Here is a 17007-nt window from a genome sequence, read left to right as displayed (position 1 = left end):
GAACCGCAGAGTCTATGATCTGTTAAGGTGCACGAGCAAACACAAACCAACTAGGTCCACCAATAGATACAAAGAAGATGCCAGAACGCAGAAGCTAAAGCAATAACCCCACCGCTTAAAATAACTTTGATTTAACACTAAAACTCAATACGCCACCCGAGACTGCACAGCCACTTAACGCCTTAATAAACGGCGAAAAATAGCAGGCTAAAATAAGCGACGAAGGAGCGCAAACCTGCTGTTTTGCGCCCTTTGCCTAATTAACTTGTTATAAAGAATTTATATCCATTTGATTTTAACTTTTGCAGAATGAACTTTCTCACTTTGAATTCTGAAAAAGTCACAATCAATTTCAATATAGCTAATCTCTTTGGGAGCTAAAGTTATTTCACTCCCTTTACCGATACAATTACCAATGAACTTGCCATTGATATCAAAAGTTGACGCTATGACCCCTACAGTATAAAGCTCTTCGCTTGAGGTGTTTTTTAGTTCTGCTGTAATCTTTACTCTGCCATTTTCCTTGAATAGTTCAGACAAGCTAACTTCGTAGCTAGGGGCTAATTCGTTTATTGAATTCATAGCATTTAGTTGTAGACTTTCTTTAAAGCCTTTATCCACATGCGCTGCCATTTTCAATGTATAAACGGTGCCTATACCAATGACAGAAAGCGAGAAACCAAGACCCCAAAAGAAGCCTTTTAATACTTCGTCAAAACTCTTAGATGGCACAAAATTCTCCTAGACTTATGATGCCTTAGTTAAAAGGCAAAATTTGGTTGGCTATAATGTAAAGCGGAGCGAAACCAGCCAACTGAATTTTGTCCACTTTAAAGTGCTTGTAAGAAACCGGACCCGCCTACACCGACTTTATAACAAGTAAGTCACCGGGCGATGCCGTTATACATAAACCTTTTGAATCTTTAACTTTAGTCCATTTATTCACATCATCTGTTTCATGGTCATTCATGATGCGATATTCAAACCATTCACCGTAGTTTTGCTCTGTATGGCTCGGCAATACTTTAACGGTATCTGAAACACTAATGCCATACTCCACATTGAATTTCAGGCTTTTTATAGCCAATTCAATATCCAACTTTTCATCCAACACTTGTTGGTTAAAGTCTTCAGTTTTTAACTTTTGAACTAGGAGGTTTAGTCTTTTTTCTAAATAGCCTATCGTGAATTCAAATTGACTCAATGCTTTACCCTTAAAAATACTTATAACGCTTAAATCTGGGGCGCAGCTTACTGCGTCCCAGACCAACATGTTGGGCGAACATTATTTATTTGTTAGTTTTACGTTTTGCTGCGTCCTGAAGTTGATTAAGTACATTAATTAAATTCGGAATTGATGATTCTGGAAACAAGTAAGAACCTTCTACTGTATTGATCCTGACATACTCTTTATCTCCAGCTTTAGTTTGTCCGAACATACCTTTATCACGACCAAAGCTGACAGGCTCCAACATATCTTGAACTGTTAGTTCATCTTTCAGCACTTTAGTTAGCAATAACTTTAATGCAGGTACGTCTTCATCAAATATATACAATCTATGAACTCTATTTGGTTCTGATTTATATCGAGTTTCAAAACGAACAGAGGCTCTATCTGTACCCTCATTGTTTAGATAAATCGTTACTTTTGATTGAGAAAGTTCTGTTCCATTATTTAATTCTGCAACATCTATATTACTGTCGATCATACGTGAAGTAGATGAACAACCAACAATAAGTGCAACAGCCAAATAACAAACTAATTTTTTCATTTATATTCCTAACTCTAAATTTTGATTTTAAAACTAATGCCAAGCTCACAGAGCAACTTTTTGACGGCGGCTTTTGCCCGGCGCAGCCGATTGTTCTATTGCGTTACCAAAAAAGGTAAATCACCTATACTTTATCACCGCAGTAAAATGCAGAGTAATCTTTTTTTGAACACTCGATATCTTTTCAATGGTAACAGCAAGTATCTGAGAATCTCTCCACTCTGCGTTAACTTGTACACCCTCTTTACTGAAATAAAAAACTGAACCACCCTCAGAGCCCCACATCATTAGCGCAGACGTATGGATATATTGACCATCCCTAAACTCTTCGGTAAGCGAAAAGACTTTCTAATTACCAGGCACGACAAGATCAACTAACTTATTGATACGAAAGTCATGTTTTGGCTTATTACGTCTTTCTTGGTTTTCTTTTCACATGATATTGCTTCGAGAAACGAATTCAGTGTGATTTTCCGGTTCTTTATATCGTCTTTGCTAGCCCCCAATTCTTACAAGAGTATAAAATCACTTCCACTCTTTATGAATGATAGGGCTTTCCCATATACACTTTGTTTTAGACTCTTTGTCTCCCACTGCGCGTAAGCTATTGCAAACCAAGAGTTATTTGAATCTTCAAAGTCTTTAAAATACTCGGGAAACGACTCCTTTACTTTTGAGCAGGCGTACTCTGGACTTGCACCATTATTATAGATATAAAAAAAACCATCATAAACATCAGCAAATGAATCACTACCATTGATATTTACACCCCATACTCCCACTATGATTCATGCCAAGGTATCGTTAGCAATAAAACGCAAATTAAGGGGTGAACAACGCAACTACCTTACCTAACGCAATGTGCCATAAACACGAAACTTGCTTGAAGTGAGAGCATCGTGCATAGTGAATCACTCTTAAACCTATGATTATAGAGACTTTTCTTTCAGGCAAATCGACCGAGCAAAAGACGCAATGATAATACCTACAACGAGTCCTAAACCATTTGCGCCTAGATCGAGCCACTCACCATACCGATTTACAAATGGCTGAACTAATTCAATAGCACCGCTATAACCCAAGAAACCGACGATAAATAACAGCCACTTTTTGGGTCTCGCTAACGCTACTGGAAATGCCAAAGCCCCATAAGCAATAAAGTGGTGAGTTTTATCTGTCCCAGGAACGGAAGGGAGATTATCCAGCGGATATAAGGACAAAACAGTAATCGCCAGAACTATTAAAGCCGTGAATAACAACCAATGAAGTTGAACTAAGTTTAACAAAGATTTCAAGATATTCTCCGAATCACTATAACGCCATTGCAAACGGTGTTATAAATCATTAATCCCATAAGTGAATATAATACTTAGCAAATAGATCCAAACCGCTTTGTACCGCCGGGCTAGAGGAGTTACCTTCAAGCACATTCTGAAAAGCAAGCTGTATTGCCTTTAATACTTCTAGCCACTCTTCACGTAACAATTCGATTTCCTGATCCGATAACTCTGCTGCATCCTTGCTAATTGATTTACTTAACAACCATGTTGGTATAGCGACACCTTCTAAAGCGAACTTCTCGATGTAGTCATCCAATCTGGGAACCATAAACTTTGCTATATCGTTTTTTATATCAAACCACTCATTACTTTGAGACATACACTTATTGCTGACCTTGGCTTATATAACCCGCATATACGGAACAAAATGCTTGGCTATAATTAGCGAAGAATGAACATCAGCCAAGCGTTTGACGTCATTTTTGATACGTAACACAGTTAAGAGGTGAATTAGGAATGGCAGGCCTCTTCAAAGCGTCTGTCAAACTAGACTTTGCATCCCAGTGATGACCTGCATTCAAAGTTACTTTGTAGTATATGCACTTAGAAGGTTCATCTATGGCGTAATGGTAAGATGGTATATTGACGAACCCATTCTCAAGTACAACAATCGCTTCATTTCCAACTATAACATTTGAGTTAACACCGCTCATTGGAGCACGAATATAACCAGAAGGTATACTAGAATTATTTAACTCATATGAAGTGGCCTTTAAATTGGACGGATCCAATGTCGAAAGGAAATTGGCTTCCATTAATAGTCGGCCATTATCATAAGACTGGGCTCCCAAATACCTCCAGAGAAGGACATTGTTATACATGTGAACATATCCTTGGGACAGACGTGGGTGACGCTGACCTGTTCCGGCAAAATAGTTGTGGTGGAGCGTAACATAAATATCCCTGTCACTTTCCGCAGCATCTTTATGCAAACCAATCAACATAGTTTTATTATGATTCTCAAATCTATTCCAACTTGCAGTCACCCGAGTTTTATTACGATGCGCTCGTGTTATATCTAATAAACCATCAGGGAAATTCCTTAACGTCGTATGATCTACCCATATTACATTTGAGTTATTTATTCCAATTGCATCGCGACTATCTGCCACACCGTTTTCGATTATGATATTAGTTACTATGACATTTTCCGATTGAGAGATGTATAAGCCATAGTTTTGCAATCTAATGCTTGCCCCACGACCATCAACTGTCACATCAGATGGTACATCTAACCTTCGTTCTAAACTAATTGTTCCTGACACTCCAAAGACTATCCAAGAAGAACCATTTTCAAGGGCATCACGAAGAGTCCCAGCCCCGCTATCCTCAAGGTTTGTTACCACGTAAACCTTTCCTGACGAGTAACCACCATATACACCTTTTGCAAATCCAGAGCGACGCTCCATGAGTGACTTAGTATCAATGACACAATTAGGCTTGATTACGTTTATCCCACCAGACAATTGAGTGAAATCACTAATCGGGCAAGACGCCTCTGCTTGGCTTACAGAATGATTAAGTAGAAACAGAACTAAAAAAACAATAAACCTTTTCATGAAACTCTCCATTAACACTAAACAAGAATAGCGAATCATTACGCATTCCTTTTTAAAACTAGGCAACACTGCAGTACAGCCCATTGTAAGTAGGGTTGAACAGCTACCCATGCATTTAACGCTTGCCGTAAACGGCACAAAATAGCAGGTTAAAATTTGCAACGAAGGAGCAAAAGCCAACTTTTTTGTCCACGGTTTTATCAGCTTGTTAGGCATCAAAATGCCAATATTCTTGAAAAGCTATATAACAATTTACCTTCACAGCACTCATGATTATTTGAAATAAATTGAGCTGTCCATCCCTTTGCTCCATTTGAACCAATTTTAAATTCAATTAGCTGATGATATAACTGCTCTAAGTTTAATTCTTGGAACGTAGATAGCCTTTCTTCTATGTCTGTCGTGCACCCTGATGAAGGTATATTTACACTTGCGTTGTAAATAGCATCAATACTCTTAGGTTTGTAAGTATCGAATTTTGCAACCAGCTCAGGGTTGTTTTTTATAAACGAATCCAACTCGTGTTTTTCATCAGAATCCAAAAGAGAAACAAACGCTAAATCACAACATTCAGTTGAAAAGGAGCGCTTATAAGAGTCGTTTACAAAGCGTGAAGAGAAAACAACAGTTCTAGGTTTGTAACTTTGGCTTGGAATATCGAAGTCATTGAGTTCTAGAATTCGGTGAACTCTCCATATTCCTGAGCCATAGCTTCTGACCCAATCTCCGACCTTAATGTTTTCGTCCATACTTTTCTTAATGCCTAACGCCGCAATCAGTAGCAAGTAATGCTAGGCTAAAATTAGCGAAGAATGAGCGCGAGCCTAGCATTGCGCGTCCACCTTGATTGGCTTGTTAAATAGCAAGTGCTACAGCACCAATAAGAATCAAAACCCCATATGTAATATGAATTCGGATAGTTGTTTTTCTCAATTCCTCTACACTTGTAATCAGTTGTTCTATTTTTTGAGTTTTATCGACTACGGTTTCTTTAACCTCTTGTTTTTCATCGGCTTGATACAGTTGTTCAGCATGTGATGCAATTATGCTCCCACCTGCTCCAGAGCATGCGAAAACCACCAGGTTTTTATATATTTCAAAGTTTTGTGAAAAACTTTCAGGAATATATTGCTCAACGATTTGAGGTATCAATATCCCCCCCAAAAATCCCATATAATATTACACATAGGCCTTTCAATACTCTTTCAATTTTCCACTCTAGAAGTAAAAAAAATGGCAGAAAAAAACCAAGCAATAACGAAGGAAAGATAAAAAAGTCATATCTAAAAATCAAACTAATTGGAAAAGCTACTAGACCAATTACAGCAGAGAAAACGACTGTCACTCTTATCCTTAAAGATTTACTCACTCTAAACCTCGATTGTGCCATCTAATGCCTCAATCAGAGGCAAAAAATCAGTTGGTTAAAATTAGCGACGCAGAAGCAAAACCAACTGTTTTTTGTCCTGCTGAATTGACTTGTTAGATTTCGTTTTAACCTATATGTAAATCTTATCGCAATATAGACAATACTCATGTTCCGTGAAGTTAAACTCGATATCATTTTTAAACATTGCATAATTTTGAGGAGTTATATCAAAATTATGATCTCCTGTATGTTCATCAGAAAGATCTAAACCTTTCTTTATTTTTTCCCGAGTCATAGTTTTCAGGAGTGTCTCTTCTTCAACTAAGGTATGTCCATCTTCGTCAGCACGACAAGTTTGGATATAAAAATCGTAACGTTTAATATCGTAAAGAGGTTCCAGTAGCTCAACAAACAATCCCGTTTCACTAATTTTTTTAATCGTGCCCTCATTTAAATCAAAACAACAGATATACATGTAGTAGTCCCAACCAAACCTAAGACTAAATTGTTCATTAATCTCCAATCTGCACCACAGAAAACCTCGTAAAATCATTTTGATTACAATTTTAAGATCATCTATTTCAAGTTTCTTGTCTTCAAAGAGTTTAATATTCTTAAACTCCTCGCGAACTAACCACTGGTTATCCTTATCCGAAAGGTTATCTTCTAGAAACTTAGACTCAAGGTCTACTACTCGAAGGTGCTTAATGTGTTTGGACTGGAGGCACTCTATAACAGCATTTATATACTTTTCTTCAATTTTAAAGTATTCCGATGCTTTAAACTCAATTCCATTAAATGTTTTCCCGACATCTGACGGACACGTCCATTCATCAACTTTGTAATGACCATCCGAATTTCTATTTTTAGGATCGTATTTTGTAATTCTGAAATTCAACATTGCAAATTTTACCGGTGTTGGATTTGATGAAAGAAATCTAACGCCGCAAATAAACGGCTAAAAATAGCAGGCTAAACTAAGCGAATAATGAGCGCAAGCCTGCTGTTTTGCGCCCGCTGTTTAATTAATTTGTTATATGCCCCACTCAATGGAACTTACACCATTGATATTACGCACAATCTTTCTATTTTATTTTTTACTTTTAGTTCAGCTGTTTTGTTTGCGTTGCCGTATATCTTTTTGAGGAAAGGAAACCTTTGTTCTGGCCAAATTTGCCAAAGTGGAATTTCTGTATCTTCATCGTTTTTTCCCATAAATACATCTACAGTAACTCCGTCTAGATTCAGCTCAGTTGAAAACATATAGTCCGAATCAATTGGTTTGCTTGCAGAAATACCTAACTTTAAGAGTTCTGTATGTACGTAATTAGCCAGTTCATTAGAAGAATCAAAATTGTTAGTTTGAAAATATAAGTTTTGATTCATGCACAATCCTTTAAGGGCATATAACGCCATGATAAGCGCCGTATTAATGCTGGCTAAAATCAGTGAGGAACGAACGCCTAGCCAACTTTAATACGTCCATTTGCTTAATCATCTTGTTATGTTTTATCTTACTTTGTACTCAATGCTGTAATTTCGAAATTTACTTATTACACTCGACAATTCTAACTTTGTTAGACCTGTAATTTTATAGACAGAGCTTTTTGTTAAATCTTTCTTCAAACGTTTTAACGGTACATGTGCTATTTTTCGGTCGCACTCTCGAATTGCTTTTAACTCTAATAAGCTAGGAGTAAACTCCTTAAAAATTACTTCAATATCAAATTCGGGTTGGCACATTCAAAAGTTCTCAACTTTTAGAATCAGCACTTAGCAAAAAAATAACGCCTGCAAAAAGTAGTTGTCCTGTTGCTTGCGCTTGTTAAGCGGGCTCATTGGATAAGAGGTTGTTTTCAATTAAATACTTTCGACCATCTTTGGAAAGCCTATAAAGCATACCTCCATCTTCATTTTGACCAAGACGGTCTATAAATTTCAACTCTAACAACCTATCAATTGCATCTCTAATATTCTCAATATTTTCTCCTATCTCTTCTTGTAGCATATTAGATGTATATCCATGGTTATCAGGTAAGCCTGAAAAGTTTGCTAATAAGCTTGCGACATTTTCATCTAGTAGATTTGATGATTCATTTAACTTCTTTATGTAAATAGCCTGATTGCCGGTTCCTCTCCCTTTATATGTGACGTTCATAAAGTCACCACGTTCTGCCCTGGCTTTAAGTCTTTTTCCAAGGGATTTTTTAAGCGTAGGATCTAATATTGACCAGCTTTCTTTAGTGAATAAGTCTGATAATTGAAACTCACCTGCTGGGAGTGATTCGATTTTTTCTCTTGTGGACTCATCAAACTCTTTAGGTTCAGCATCATTGATATCATCAAATTTACTAGGTGTAACACTGTTACTTCCTTGTGCTTCTTTAAGATCTTTTTCTAGATTATTTATAGTTTCTGTTAGGCTTGATATTTGAGAACGATAGTCTTGAGTATCTTGATCAAACTCTGCTTGTAGTTGGGCTATTTTTGTGTGTAGTTTTCTAGATTCTTCAACACTAAGTAATCTGTTGTTTTCTTCTGCTTGTTTAATTTCTCTTAGTTCTTTTTGTTTCTTAAGGCTATGCTCGAAAACTGGCTTAGCTAAGCTAGGGTAAACATATATATAAAATGCAGTAGCAATAGCAGGCGCTATAAAACCATGTAGTATTTCACCAGAAAATGGAACAACAACAAAATACAAATTTATTGCCACATCATCAAATAAAGTATCAATTTTTGAGAATTTATCGTCAAGCTTTTCAGAGGATAGTAGAGTAACTATAAATTTGTAATTCCATGCACACCAAGAAATAACAAACGCCCCAAAAAGAGGGCTTGCACTTCTTTCATATAAAAATGCTTTAATAGATTTGAATATTTCGTCCATATATAAGTTCTCTTGTCGCTTAGCGCCCGCATAACCAGCTGAAAAAGCTTGGCTAAAGTTGGTGAGGCACGAACCAAGCCAAGCTTTTTCAGTCCGCGTTAATACGTTTGTTAGGCCTATAGATCTTTAAGGACATTTTTAGTGTTGGTTCTGTGCGCTTCCTGATCTTTTGCTGCTTCTTTTAATACTAAGATTTTTGCTTCTAAATCAACTCGCTTTGCATCTAAAGCTACTTTCTCTGATTCTAGCTCTCGAATATTATTTAACTCTCGAGCTTTTAGTACGCCATCGCCTTTAATCTTCATGCGCTCAATCTGATAATCTTTTTCTTTGACCGCCAGCTCATGTGCATGACATTCTTTTTCATGGTTTTCTTGCTGTATTAGCATATCAGCTTGATGCTTATATTCACGCTCCTTGATCTTTTCGTTCAATTGCAAAAGCTCAAGCTTACGTTTGTGATTAATTTCCGAAAAATGTTTAATGCAAAGAACACTAACTGAAGAAAATATGAGGATATAGCCGAGAACTAGATCGTATATTCTTGGTTCTGAGGGCGTATCCGTGATAGATAGAATAAACGGGATGTATTTCCAAATACCATTATCCGTTACTAAAGAAGCCCCTAATGTTAAAGTCATGAGCAATGCAGTATCAATTGCATGTCTTTTAGTTAGTTTAACAATGGATATTATAAAGTTTTTCATTGTTCCCTCTAGAGTTTAACGCTAAAACAAAATTTAGACCTAACATTTTTACCTGCGAAAAATGCCGCATAACAACAGCTTTTCAAATACCCACTTTGATACCCTCAACCCTAACAATAAGTTAAGCAGATGTCACCAGGTTAGAAATGGTTAAAGTACATCACTTGTCGTATAGCAGTGATATTTGACAAACACTGAGCACTGTATATATACATGTAAATAAATTAAAATGGAACTGCTTATTAAATCACCACTCCCATCCTAATTCAGGCACATCTGTATACTTGAAGATATGCCAAAAGTACCATTTCATGTTACCTCTATTGGATAACTTCCTTTATTCGATTTAATAATATATTGCATCCAAAAACACTCTGTGAGGAGGCGGTAGAGCAGTTTGTGAGTCACTAAGCTAACCAACAAAATGTGGCTGCAAATACTCAAGCTCAGGCGCTCAATGCACTTGTGTATATGTATAAAGAGATCATCAAACAACCACTTAGCCTATCGCTTAAGTTCCAATAATATAAATTTGTGCCCGTCCCATTTGGCTTGCCATCAATAGGCCGAATGTAGAGGTGCAGTCTCATACCTAAATTATCAAGGTGAATTCGTTGGCAATCGGGGGAAATACATGTGGCCCGCATATAGAGCAGCAGAACCTAGCGGCGACTTGATGCGATTGTTATGTGCTTGATTTGCAGGTTACCTGATTTTCTTTAACCAAAAGAACCACACGCTTATGAACCTCATTATTTTTAACGTAACCACACTTACCCGACAACACAAGACCACTTTCAATTTTGAACTGGTATTGATAAACACCCTCACTTTGCTCTAACGCATAGTAAATCGTGCTCTTCGAGCCAGCAGTAATGGGACCAAAGTCCAAACCTGAACTTGGCAAGTTAACCCTTGCGCTTTCAACTGCCGATTTTGAGTTGTTTATCACCGTTACACTAGGAAGCACAAAGAAGTAAGTATGGTATGCCGCAAACAGACTGCACACCAGTACAATCACAATCTTGAATGTTAATTTCATAAGCTTCCGAAAGCACAGAACGCTTTAATAATAGGCAGAAATTATAGGCTACACTGCCGCCTCGCGGCAAGCCTGTGATTTTATGTCCTGATTGATTGACTTGTTATATGCCTCTTCCAACTTTTTCAACAGATTCAATAGTAATTTTAGAGTCGCAGTAATCTTCTACACATGCTACTAAACAATCTCCAAACTCATCCAGCGTTGCTTGGCCATCATCGTCGAAGTCCGTTTCTGAAGTAAACTTCAGAATATTATTTAGCCATTTGCACTGAGGATTAATATGCCAATTCCGATGCTCTTTAAACTCTTCTAGGATATAGTTAGAAACCTTGGAACCGACTGAGTGATTCAATCCTTTGCAAACCAAAGTTACTCTATACATCCAGACTCCATTAGGCTAGCTTTGTTATGCATCATTTTCTATTAACCACTTACAAAACGGATCGTTCGAGTCTTCATCTCCAAATTCCACTGGTTCTTTAACTATTTCACTTGCCTTTCTTGGGATAGAGGTTTGAAACTCATGAACTAGCCAATCCTGATATTTCAAATTTGGTTGAACCACAAAGTTACTATTTTTGAAGCTTTCGCTAGGTGTAAGTTCAAACTCATCATTCCAGCAGATTTCATCGTAACCTATAGCAATGAGCCTCAAAAAGTCCAGAGGGTCATCACACAAGACACAAGCCAGCATAGATCCAGAGCCTGATCCTATATGTACAATCCTTTGTTGCCCTTCATCGTCAATCCAAAACGCAGCCATTGACCCATCACCACCAGTTCTGGCGAAGACCCGCAGTCGGCCCTTTGTTTTTTCATTTATGAAATAAAATAAATCGCAGTCTTTCTCGGCGTAGAATTCAATTAATGTTCCGCCAGGCCTTTCATTGTCTCCCCACTCAGATCTAAGCTTGCTGATTGGGTATAGATAACCAACCCTCCCATCTTCCGTATCTTCGTAGAAGCCGTTTTTTTCAATCCAACTGAAGAGCTTTTCGAAAACACCTGGAATTTTCATCGGCTCTAGCAATATTTCGTCTATTTGATTGGATAGCGCACTCAACTACGAAGCTCCTTTTTACGCATAACGCCTCACTTAACCGGCGCAAAATAGCAGACTAAAACTAGCGACGAAGGCACGCAAGCCTGCTGTTTTGCGTCCATTGGTTAAAGCGTTTGTCATGTTGCAAAACTATATTGCAATTAGGAAACATAAAACAAGCACGACAACTGGTATTGAGCAAATTAGCTTAAAGTTTTTCCTAGTATAACTTTTTGATTTATACAAGATGAAAAGATAAGGCGCCCATATTAAACCGGACCAGAAAGATACCAGCCCTGCTCCGATATAGCCTTCATGGCTATTGGGCCCATTATCAGTTAAAGCGAAGTAAATACCATATATAGAAAATCCTGCTGGAATCAACAGTATAATACATAATATTACTAATATAACCTTTGCAGTTAGCTTTATGCTTCTGTCATTCATCTTACAGCATAACGCCCTGATAATTTGTAAATTTCCTGAGCTTTTTTTGCGCGCGAAGCGCTACGCATAAAGCGACATAGTAAAACTCTCTAATCTCAGTCGTCAATTCTGAAGTGACAGCCATATAATGTTCAGGAACGATAAAATATGCATTTTCTAGATCATCAAATTTAATCGACACAATTTTTTGTTTTGTCTAGTTCAGGAAATGTTGCTGCAAGTACGTCTACAGCTTCCAAAGCTCTACTTTTCTTTAGGCCGTGAAAACTCATTCCTTCTTCAGACTGTCTAAGCATAATTTGCTTTTCTTTTGAAGGGCTACAGCCACTCAAGTTAAACAATAAGAAAATGGAAACACAATAAATAATCAATGCTTTCATAAGGTAAACATCCAATGTTGATTAAAAATATAACGCCTCAGTAAAAAGGCAAAATTTAGCTGGCTATAATGTGGGGCGGAGCGAAACCAGCCAACTGAGTTTTGTCCGCTTTTAAACTGCTTATTATGTATGCTTTTTGTAGGAAAAAAACCAACTGTTACCCCAAATAAAATAATAAGTCCGATAAACACCTCGAACGCTGCATGAGTTAGAGGATATTGAACGATTATCCCAATTGCAGTTTTTACCGCTGTATAAAATATCTATACGCACCCCACCAAGGAGAAAATCTGTAATCCAGATATCCATATTAGAGGCTTTAGCCCACTCTTGATTGGGCATGCCTAAAATATTATGAACCTGATCTCTACTAAGGTTTTTACCAACCCCTAATGATTTGTTCCAGAGGTTACATGATGGCACAGCTAATATAACTAATGCTATCAAAGAGAATGATATGATTGTTATCACTATTCTTTTCATCATACTCAATGTCCGAAGCATTCATGCCATTATTGACTTGTTATATGCCTACTACTCAAAAGCTACAGAGTTAAATTTTGGTTGTGCCTCAAACTTTGATTTAAAAAATAGCACACAGTTGTCAGCGATTGATATCTTTTCTCTGCCAAGGAGCTTTTCTTTAAGGGAACGAGGCTTATCTATTTGGAAGATCCATTCTAATTCTGATTTGGGATCATCACCTTCTTCGAAGTAAGTAGATGCGCCCAGCATATATTGCCAAGTATTCCATGTAATGTAGCAATACCAGCCCCAATCCTCTGCATTTGGCTCTGTAATTTCAAACTCGGAATCCAACTCTTGTTTTAACCATTTTAAAAGTGATTCTCCATAAATTGGGTTAATAGGGTTCTTATTTTCCGTTGAGATATCAAACATCGATGTTTTAAAACTAATAGTAATATGCACGATTCCCTCCAAGGCATGCAACGACTCGCTTAACCGGCGCAAAAATAGCAGGCTAAACTAAGCGAAGAATGAGCTCAAGCCTGCTGTTTTTAATCCCTGTTTAATTATTTGTTAGGTATAAGGTGCCACTTTATATTCTTTATTATTTATATTGTGGTAATGATTGATTTCATTCACCGCTTTTTCTACGGCTTCAAATGTGGCGTTTGCAGAAAAGTATAAAACGTAGTCGCCTGTAACATATTCGTTAGAACTAAACGCATAATCCAAATCAAAATGCTCACATAATACGTCTTCAATATAATCTCTATGCTCGTAATCAATTAGTTCTATAAACGCTCCCCATTCGGGGTGCTTTTTTACATTTAATGGTGACAAAATGTATCGAAACTCTTCGAGCATGATTTTAGACCTAACATTTTTATCTACGAAAAATGCCGCATAACAACAGCTTTTCAAATACGCACTTTGATACCCTCAACCCTAACAATAAGTTAAGCAGATGTCACCAAATTAGAAATGGTTAAAGTACGTCACTTGTCGTTTAATAGTAATCTTTGAAAAAGAGCAAGTTGAACAGATACATTTATAAAATAGAGAAGATTACAGCAATAAATTTGTGCCTGTCCCATTTGGCTTGCCATCAATAGGCCGAATGTAGAGGTGCAATCTCATACCTAATTATAAAAGATGAATTCGTTGGCAATCGGGGGAAATCCATGTGATCCGCATAAAGGACAGCAAAACGCAGCGGCTACTTGATGCGATTGTTATGTGCTTGATTGGCAGGTTACCTGATTTTCTTTAACCAAAAGAACCACACGTTTATTAACCTCGTTATTTGTAACGTAACCACACTTACCCGACAAGACTAGACCACTTTCAATTTTGAACTGGTATTGATAAACACCCTCACTTTGCTCTAACGCATAGAAAATCGTGTTCTTCGAGCCAGCATTAATGGGGCCAAAGTCCAAACCTGAGCTTGGCAAGTTAACTCTTGCGCTTTCAACTGCCGATTTTGAGTCGTTTATCACCGTTACACTGGGAAGCACAAAGAAGTAAGTATGGTATGCCGCAAACAGAATGCACACCAGTGCAATCACAATCTTGAATGTTAATTTCATAAGCTCCCTTGGTACATAACACTCTGTTAAGGTGTGAGCAACGCAATACCGAAGCCGCTGCATACCACCTTAAACACTAAAAGCAACGCATAGTGAAAACACAACACGTTGCGAATAACTCTTAAACAGTTTGTTATGTTTAGACTTTCTCATAAGTGGCAATTTCACTTAGCCACTAATTTAGTTTGCCGTCCAGTTGAGCATGATCTCGCAACTCATAGATTTCCGATATAGCATACGGCTCTGATTCAATGTCAATGGCTTCTAAAACTAGGTTACCTGTTTCCCACAAAGTTGCTCTAGATAGTAAGCCGTTCCCTTCAATTTCAATGTATTGAGCTTTTACTTCGTCACCAAGTTTCTCTGACAATTCAACGAATAAACTTTTACAGCTAAATATCTTGGATTTTGATGATGCCCACGAAGCTAAATATTCAAGCATATCTACACCTATAAACATAACGCCCTCAGTTGCGGATGGCTTGTAGCGACAAAGGAGCGGAAAGACGTTCCGACAACCTGCGATTGTTATTTTTTTGTCACATTCATTAGCTCGTTATTAAATCTCTCAACCTCAGACAAGAACTCTAGAAGCTCTCCTTCGCTAGATACCTTTAATTCGACAAGGAGTTCAGAGTTTTTATGCCCGTCAAAACTCCCCTTACCAAACCGTAGATACCCAGATATAGAAGCATTTATAACCGGAAGATAGTGGTTTAACTTGTCAATGACACTCAGATTTCTCTTGATTTTCGGAACACCATTTTTTACAAATATATTCCACCGATTAAAGTACTCAAATAAGCCTTTTTCCTTCAGAGCATCTAATTCGGTAGGCCTTAGCCCATTATTTAGCTCCATGAAACATGGCATGCAAAAACCACCAGTTTTATCGAATGTAGCTCTTAGAATGAGCACATCACATTTACCACAATTTACTTTTTTCTCTTGCACTTGCTTTCCATGTTGAAACATAACGCCTTAATAAACGGCGGAAAATAGCAGGCTAAACTAAGTGAAGAATGAGCGCAAGTCTGCTTTTTTGCAGCTCATTGTATAATTAATGTGTTAAGTAACACATTAAAAACCAATTAAATTTTTAAATTTATAAGCCACCAAACACACAATACCAACAACTAAAAAATGTAACCTGTAGCTTACGAGAGAAAATGATTTACTAGCTTCAATTTTTAGATAACTTTCTTCTGAACTCTGTTTTAGGAAATCAACTGGTAAGAAGTCAGCAATAAACATCAGTGCACCTGCAACTGCGAGAGCTATACCGATTATTAGTAAGGTTTTACTCATTTCTCCGATTCCCGAATGTTATATAACGCCGCAAATAAACGGTTAAAAATAGTTGGCTATAATTTGTGAGGTACGAACAAAGCCAACCGTTTTTTATCCGCACTTCCAGTCCTCTTTTTAGGTGCAAATTACCAATAATTGCTGTTGTAACTTTGTATTTTCACAACCAATAATTTCTAAACCGATAACTTTATTTTTAATTGAGTAAGTTATCATAACTGTATATTCAGCATTACCTGTAGGGAATGTATCTTCGATTTCTTTGGAGTCATAACCCACAAATTCAATAGTAAATGCAGAGTTATCTGAGGCAAATGAACTACAAGATTGTATTTCACAAGTATCGAGTTGCTTGGCAAAGCTCTTTTCGCCTTCATCAATTAGTGATGTTTTAACTTCTTCAAATAGATCAGCTAACTTTTCTTTAAACACCAAATTCTCCGCTGTACCTAACGCCTTAATAGTTGTTATGTTTTAAATACTCGCCGCCACCAAGGCTTTGCGACCTTGATTTTACTATTATTGTATTTTTCTAATATTTTTTCATTTGCTTTCTGTTGATAGTTTGAAAGCTTCTTAACACTTGGCACATAATCTTGAAAATAGTCGATGTAGAAATCCGAGCTTTTTAAATTTCCATCGGAAAGTTCATTTATTATTCCTTGTATCACCGCTACTTCCACTATGTTGCCGTTGAGAGCACAATCTGTATCAAAAGTTCTTTCTTTAGCTTCAAAAAATGCTTTTAAATATTGTGAGCCAGTTTGTATGAGTAGCAAAGCGGCTATTTCCGACAATAAATTGGTTGCCCCCCAAGTTGCTTCCGAAAACTTGGATTCTTCAAGCATTATATCTCTTAAAATTTCACCAGTTCCAATACACTGACCATTAATAAGACGCTCGCCGACTTTGCGACGAAATTCTGAATTTATATCCAAAAACTTGCCGTGTGAATCATTTTGAGGACAGAACTGTATTTTTTGGAAGCTATGGCTCGAATATGAACTTATAAACTTATCAACGTATTCCATAACTTAAACTTAAAACATAACGCTTGCCGTAAACGGCACAAAATAGCAGGCTAAAATTAGCGA

25 protein-coding genes and 1 pseudogene are annotated in these 17007 nt (G+C 37.2%); 1 reads left to right on the top strand and 25 read right to left on the bottom strand.

Annotation, left to right across the window (positions count from 1 at the left end; genetic code table 11):
- Positions 1-279: 279 nt before the first annotated feature.
- The 12 genes from JF50_RS11455 to JF50_RS11395 form a co-directional block, all read right to left on the bottom strand.
- A complete protein-coding gene (locus JF50_RS11455; RefSeq protein ID WP_039609620.1) occupies positions 280-732 on the bottom strand; it encodes an FxLYD domain-containing protein in 453 nt (150 codons plus the stop codon).
- A 127-nt stretch (positions 733-859) separates the two neighbouring features.
- Positions 860-1204 (bottom strand): hypothetical protein, encoded by a 345-nt coding sequence (locus tag JF50_RS11450; protein ID WP_152614526.1) that lies wholly within the window; start codon positions 1202-1204, stop codon positions 860-862.
- A gap of 85 nt (positions 1205-1289) precedes the next feature.
- Entirely contained in the window at positions 1290-1772 is a 483-nt protein-coding gene (locus JF50_RS11445; RefSeq protein ID WP_039609618.1) for a hypothetical protein, read from the bottom strand.
- 929 nt (positions 1773-2701) lie between these two features.
- A complete protein-coding gene (locus JF50_RS11435; RefSeq protein ID WP_039609616.1) occupies positions 2702-3067 on the bottom strand; it encodes a VanZ family protein in 366 nt (121 codons plus the stop codon).
- Between the two features lie 49 nt (positions 3068-3116).
- Positions 3117-3431: a hypothetical protein gene (locus tag JF50_RS11430; protein ID WP_039609615.1), complete on the bottom strand. Its 315-nt coding sequence runs from the start codon at positions 3429-3431 to the stop codon at positions 3117-3119.
- A gap of 97 nt (positions 3432-3528) precedes the next feature.
- Positions 3529-4671 (bottom strand): pectate lyase family protein, encoded by a 1143-nt coding sequence (locus JF50_RS26055; RefSeq protein ID WP_052262256.1) that lies wholly within the window; start codon positions 4669-4671, stop codon positions 3529-3531.
- Between the two features lie 215 nt (positions 4672-4886).
- The gene (locus JF50_RS11420) at positions 4887-5420 is read right to left on the bottom strand and encodes a hypothetical protein (protein ID WP_039609614.1); all 534 of its coding nucleotides are present in this window, start codon (positions 5418-5420) and stop codon (positions 4887-4889) included.
- 106 nt (positions 5421-5526) lie between these two features.
- Positions 5527-5823, bottom strand: a complete 297-nt coding sequence (locus JF50_RS11415; RefSeq protein WP_152614525.1) for a hypothetical protein — start codon at positions 5821-5823, stop codon at positions 5527-5529.
- A 347-nt stretch (positions 5824-6170) separates the two neighbouring features.
- Positions 6171-6941 carry a hypothetical protein gene (locus JF50_RS11410; protein ID WP_235423420.1) on the bottom strand — a complete coding sequence of 257 codons (771 nt, stop codon included), beginning with the start codon at positions 6939-6941 and terminating at the stop codon, positions 6171-6173.
- Between the two features lie 155 nt (positions 6942-7096).
- Complete coding sequence (locus JF50_RS11405; protein WP_039609612.1) at positions 7097-7426, bottom strand: hypothetical protein; 330 nt, start codon at positions 7424-7426, stop codon at positions 7097-7099.
- Between the two features lie 439 nt (positions 7427-7865).
- The gene (locus JF50_RS11400) at positions 7866-8927 is read right to left on the bottom strand and encodes a DUF1413 domain-containing protein (RefSeq protein ID WP_039609611.1); all 1062 of its coding nucleotides are present in this window, start codon (positions 8925-8927) and stop codon (positions 7866-7868) included.
- 116 nt (positions 8928-9043) lie between these two features.
- The gene (locus JF50_RS11395; RefSeq protein ID WP_039609610.1) at positions 9044-9634 is read right to left on the bottom strand and encodes a hypothetical protein; all 591 of its coding nucleotides are present in this window, start codon (positions 9632-9634) and stop codon (positions 9044-9046) included.
- 306 nt (positions 9635-9940) lie between these two features.
- Between JF50_RS11395 and JF50_RS27845 the strand changes: the two are divergent.
- Positions 9941-10159 (top strand): annotated as a pseudogene (locus JF50_RS27845) (site-specific integrase).
- 160 nt (positions 10160-10319) lie between these two features.
- On the opposite strand, the gene JF50_RS11390 reads toward JF50_RS27845, so the two are convergent.
- The 13 genes from JF50_RS11390 to JF50_RS11320 form a co-directional block, all read right to left on the bottom strand.
- Entirely contained in the window at positions 10320-10676 is a 357-nt protein-coding gene (locus JF50_RS11390) for a hypothetical protein (RefSeq protein ID WP_039609609.1), read from the bottom strand.
- A 103-nt stretch (positions 10677-10779) separates the two neighbouring features.
- The gene (locus JF50_RS11385) at positions 10780-11061 is read right to left on the bottom strand and encodes a hypothetical protein (RefSeq protein ID WP_039609608.1); all 282 of its coding nucleotides are present in this window, start codon (positions 11059-11061) and stop codon (positions 10780-10782) included.
- Positions 11062-11085: 24 nt separating this feature from the next.
- On the bottom strand, positions 11086-11742 hold the full coding sequence (locus tag JF50_RS11380) for a hypothetical protein (RefSeq protein WP_039609607.1): 657 nt from the start codon (positions 11740-11742) through the stop codon (positions 11086-11088).
- A 596-nt stretch (positions 11743-12338) separates the two neighbouring features.
- Complete coding sequence (locus JF50_RS11365; protein WP_039609604.1) at positions 12339-12548, bottom strand: hypothetical protein; 210 nt, start codon at positions 12546-12548, stop codon at positions 12339-12341.
- A 123-nt stretch (positions 12549-12671) separates the two neighbouring features.
- Positions 12672-13034, bottom strand: coding sequence for a hypothetical protein (locus tag JF50_RS26945; RefSeq protein WP_152614524.1), 363 nt, complete (start codon positions 13032-13034; stop codon positions 12672-12674).
- 48 nt (positions 13035-13082) lie between these two features.
- Positions 13083-13478: a hypothetical protein gene (locus JF50_RS11355; protein ID WP_039609602.1), complete on the bottom strand. Its 396-nt coding sequence runs from the start codon at positions 13476-13478 to the stop codon at positions 13083-13085.
- 111 nt (positions 13479-13589) lie between these two features.
- A complete protein-coding gene (locus tag JF50_RS11350) occupies positions 13590-13880 on the bottom strand; it encodes a hypothetical protein (protein WP_039609601.1) in 291 nt (96 codons plus the stop codon).
- Positions 13881-14248: 368 nt separating this feature from the next.
- Positions 14249-14605 carry a hypothetical protein gene (locus JF50_RS11345; RefSeq protein ID WP_039609600.1) on the bottom strand — a complete coding sequence of 119 codons (357 nt, stop codon included), beginning with the start codon at positions 14603-14605 and terminating at the stop codon, positions 14249-14251.
- A 175-nt stretch (positions 14606-14780) separates the two neighbouring features.
- A complete protein-coding gene (locus tag JF50_RS11340) occupies positions 14781-15047 on the bottom strand; it encodes a hypothetical protein (RefSeq protein ID WP_039609599.1) in 267 nt (88 codons plus the stop codon).
- 86 nt (positions 15048-15133) lie between these two features.
- Positions 15134-15559 (bottom strand): hypothetical protein, encoded by a 426-nt coding sequence (locus tag JF50_RS11335; protein WP_152614523.1) that lies wholly within the window; start codon positions 15557-15559, stop codon positions 15134-15136.
- Between the two features lie 126 nt (positions 15560-15685).
- On the bottom strand, positions 15686-15913 hold the full coding sequence (locus JF50_RS11330; RefSeq protein ID WP_039609597.1) for a hypothetical protein: 228 nt from the start codon (positions 15911-15913) through the stop codon (positions 15686-15688).
- A gap of 117 nt (positions 15914-16030) precedes the next feature.
- Positions 16031-16345 carry a hypothetical protein gene (locus JF50_RS11325; RefSeq protein ID WP_039609596.1) on the bottom strand — a complete coding sequence of 105 codons (315 nt, stop codon included), beginning with the start codon at positions 16343-16345 and terminating at the stop codon, positions 16031-16033.
- 35 nt (positions 16346-16380) lie between these two features.
- Positions 16381-16944 (bottom strand): hypothetical protein, encoded by a 564-nt coding sequence (locus JF50_RS11320; protein ID WP_039609595.1) that lies wholly within the window; start codon positions 16942-16944, stop codon positions 16381-16383.
- Positions 16945-17007: the final 63 nt, after the last annotated feature.

The organism is Pseudoalteromonas luteoviolacea (assembly GCF_000814765.1).
Classification (GTDB): domain Bacteria; phylum Pseudomonadota; class Gammaproteobacteria; order Enterobacterales; family Alteromonadaceae; genus Pseudoalteromonas; species Pseudoalteromonas luteoviolacea_H.
This window is presented reverse-complemented; position numbering and strand designations above follow the sequence as displayed.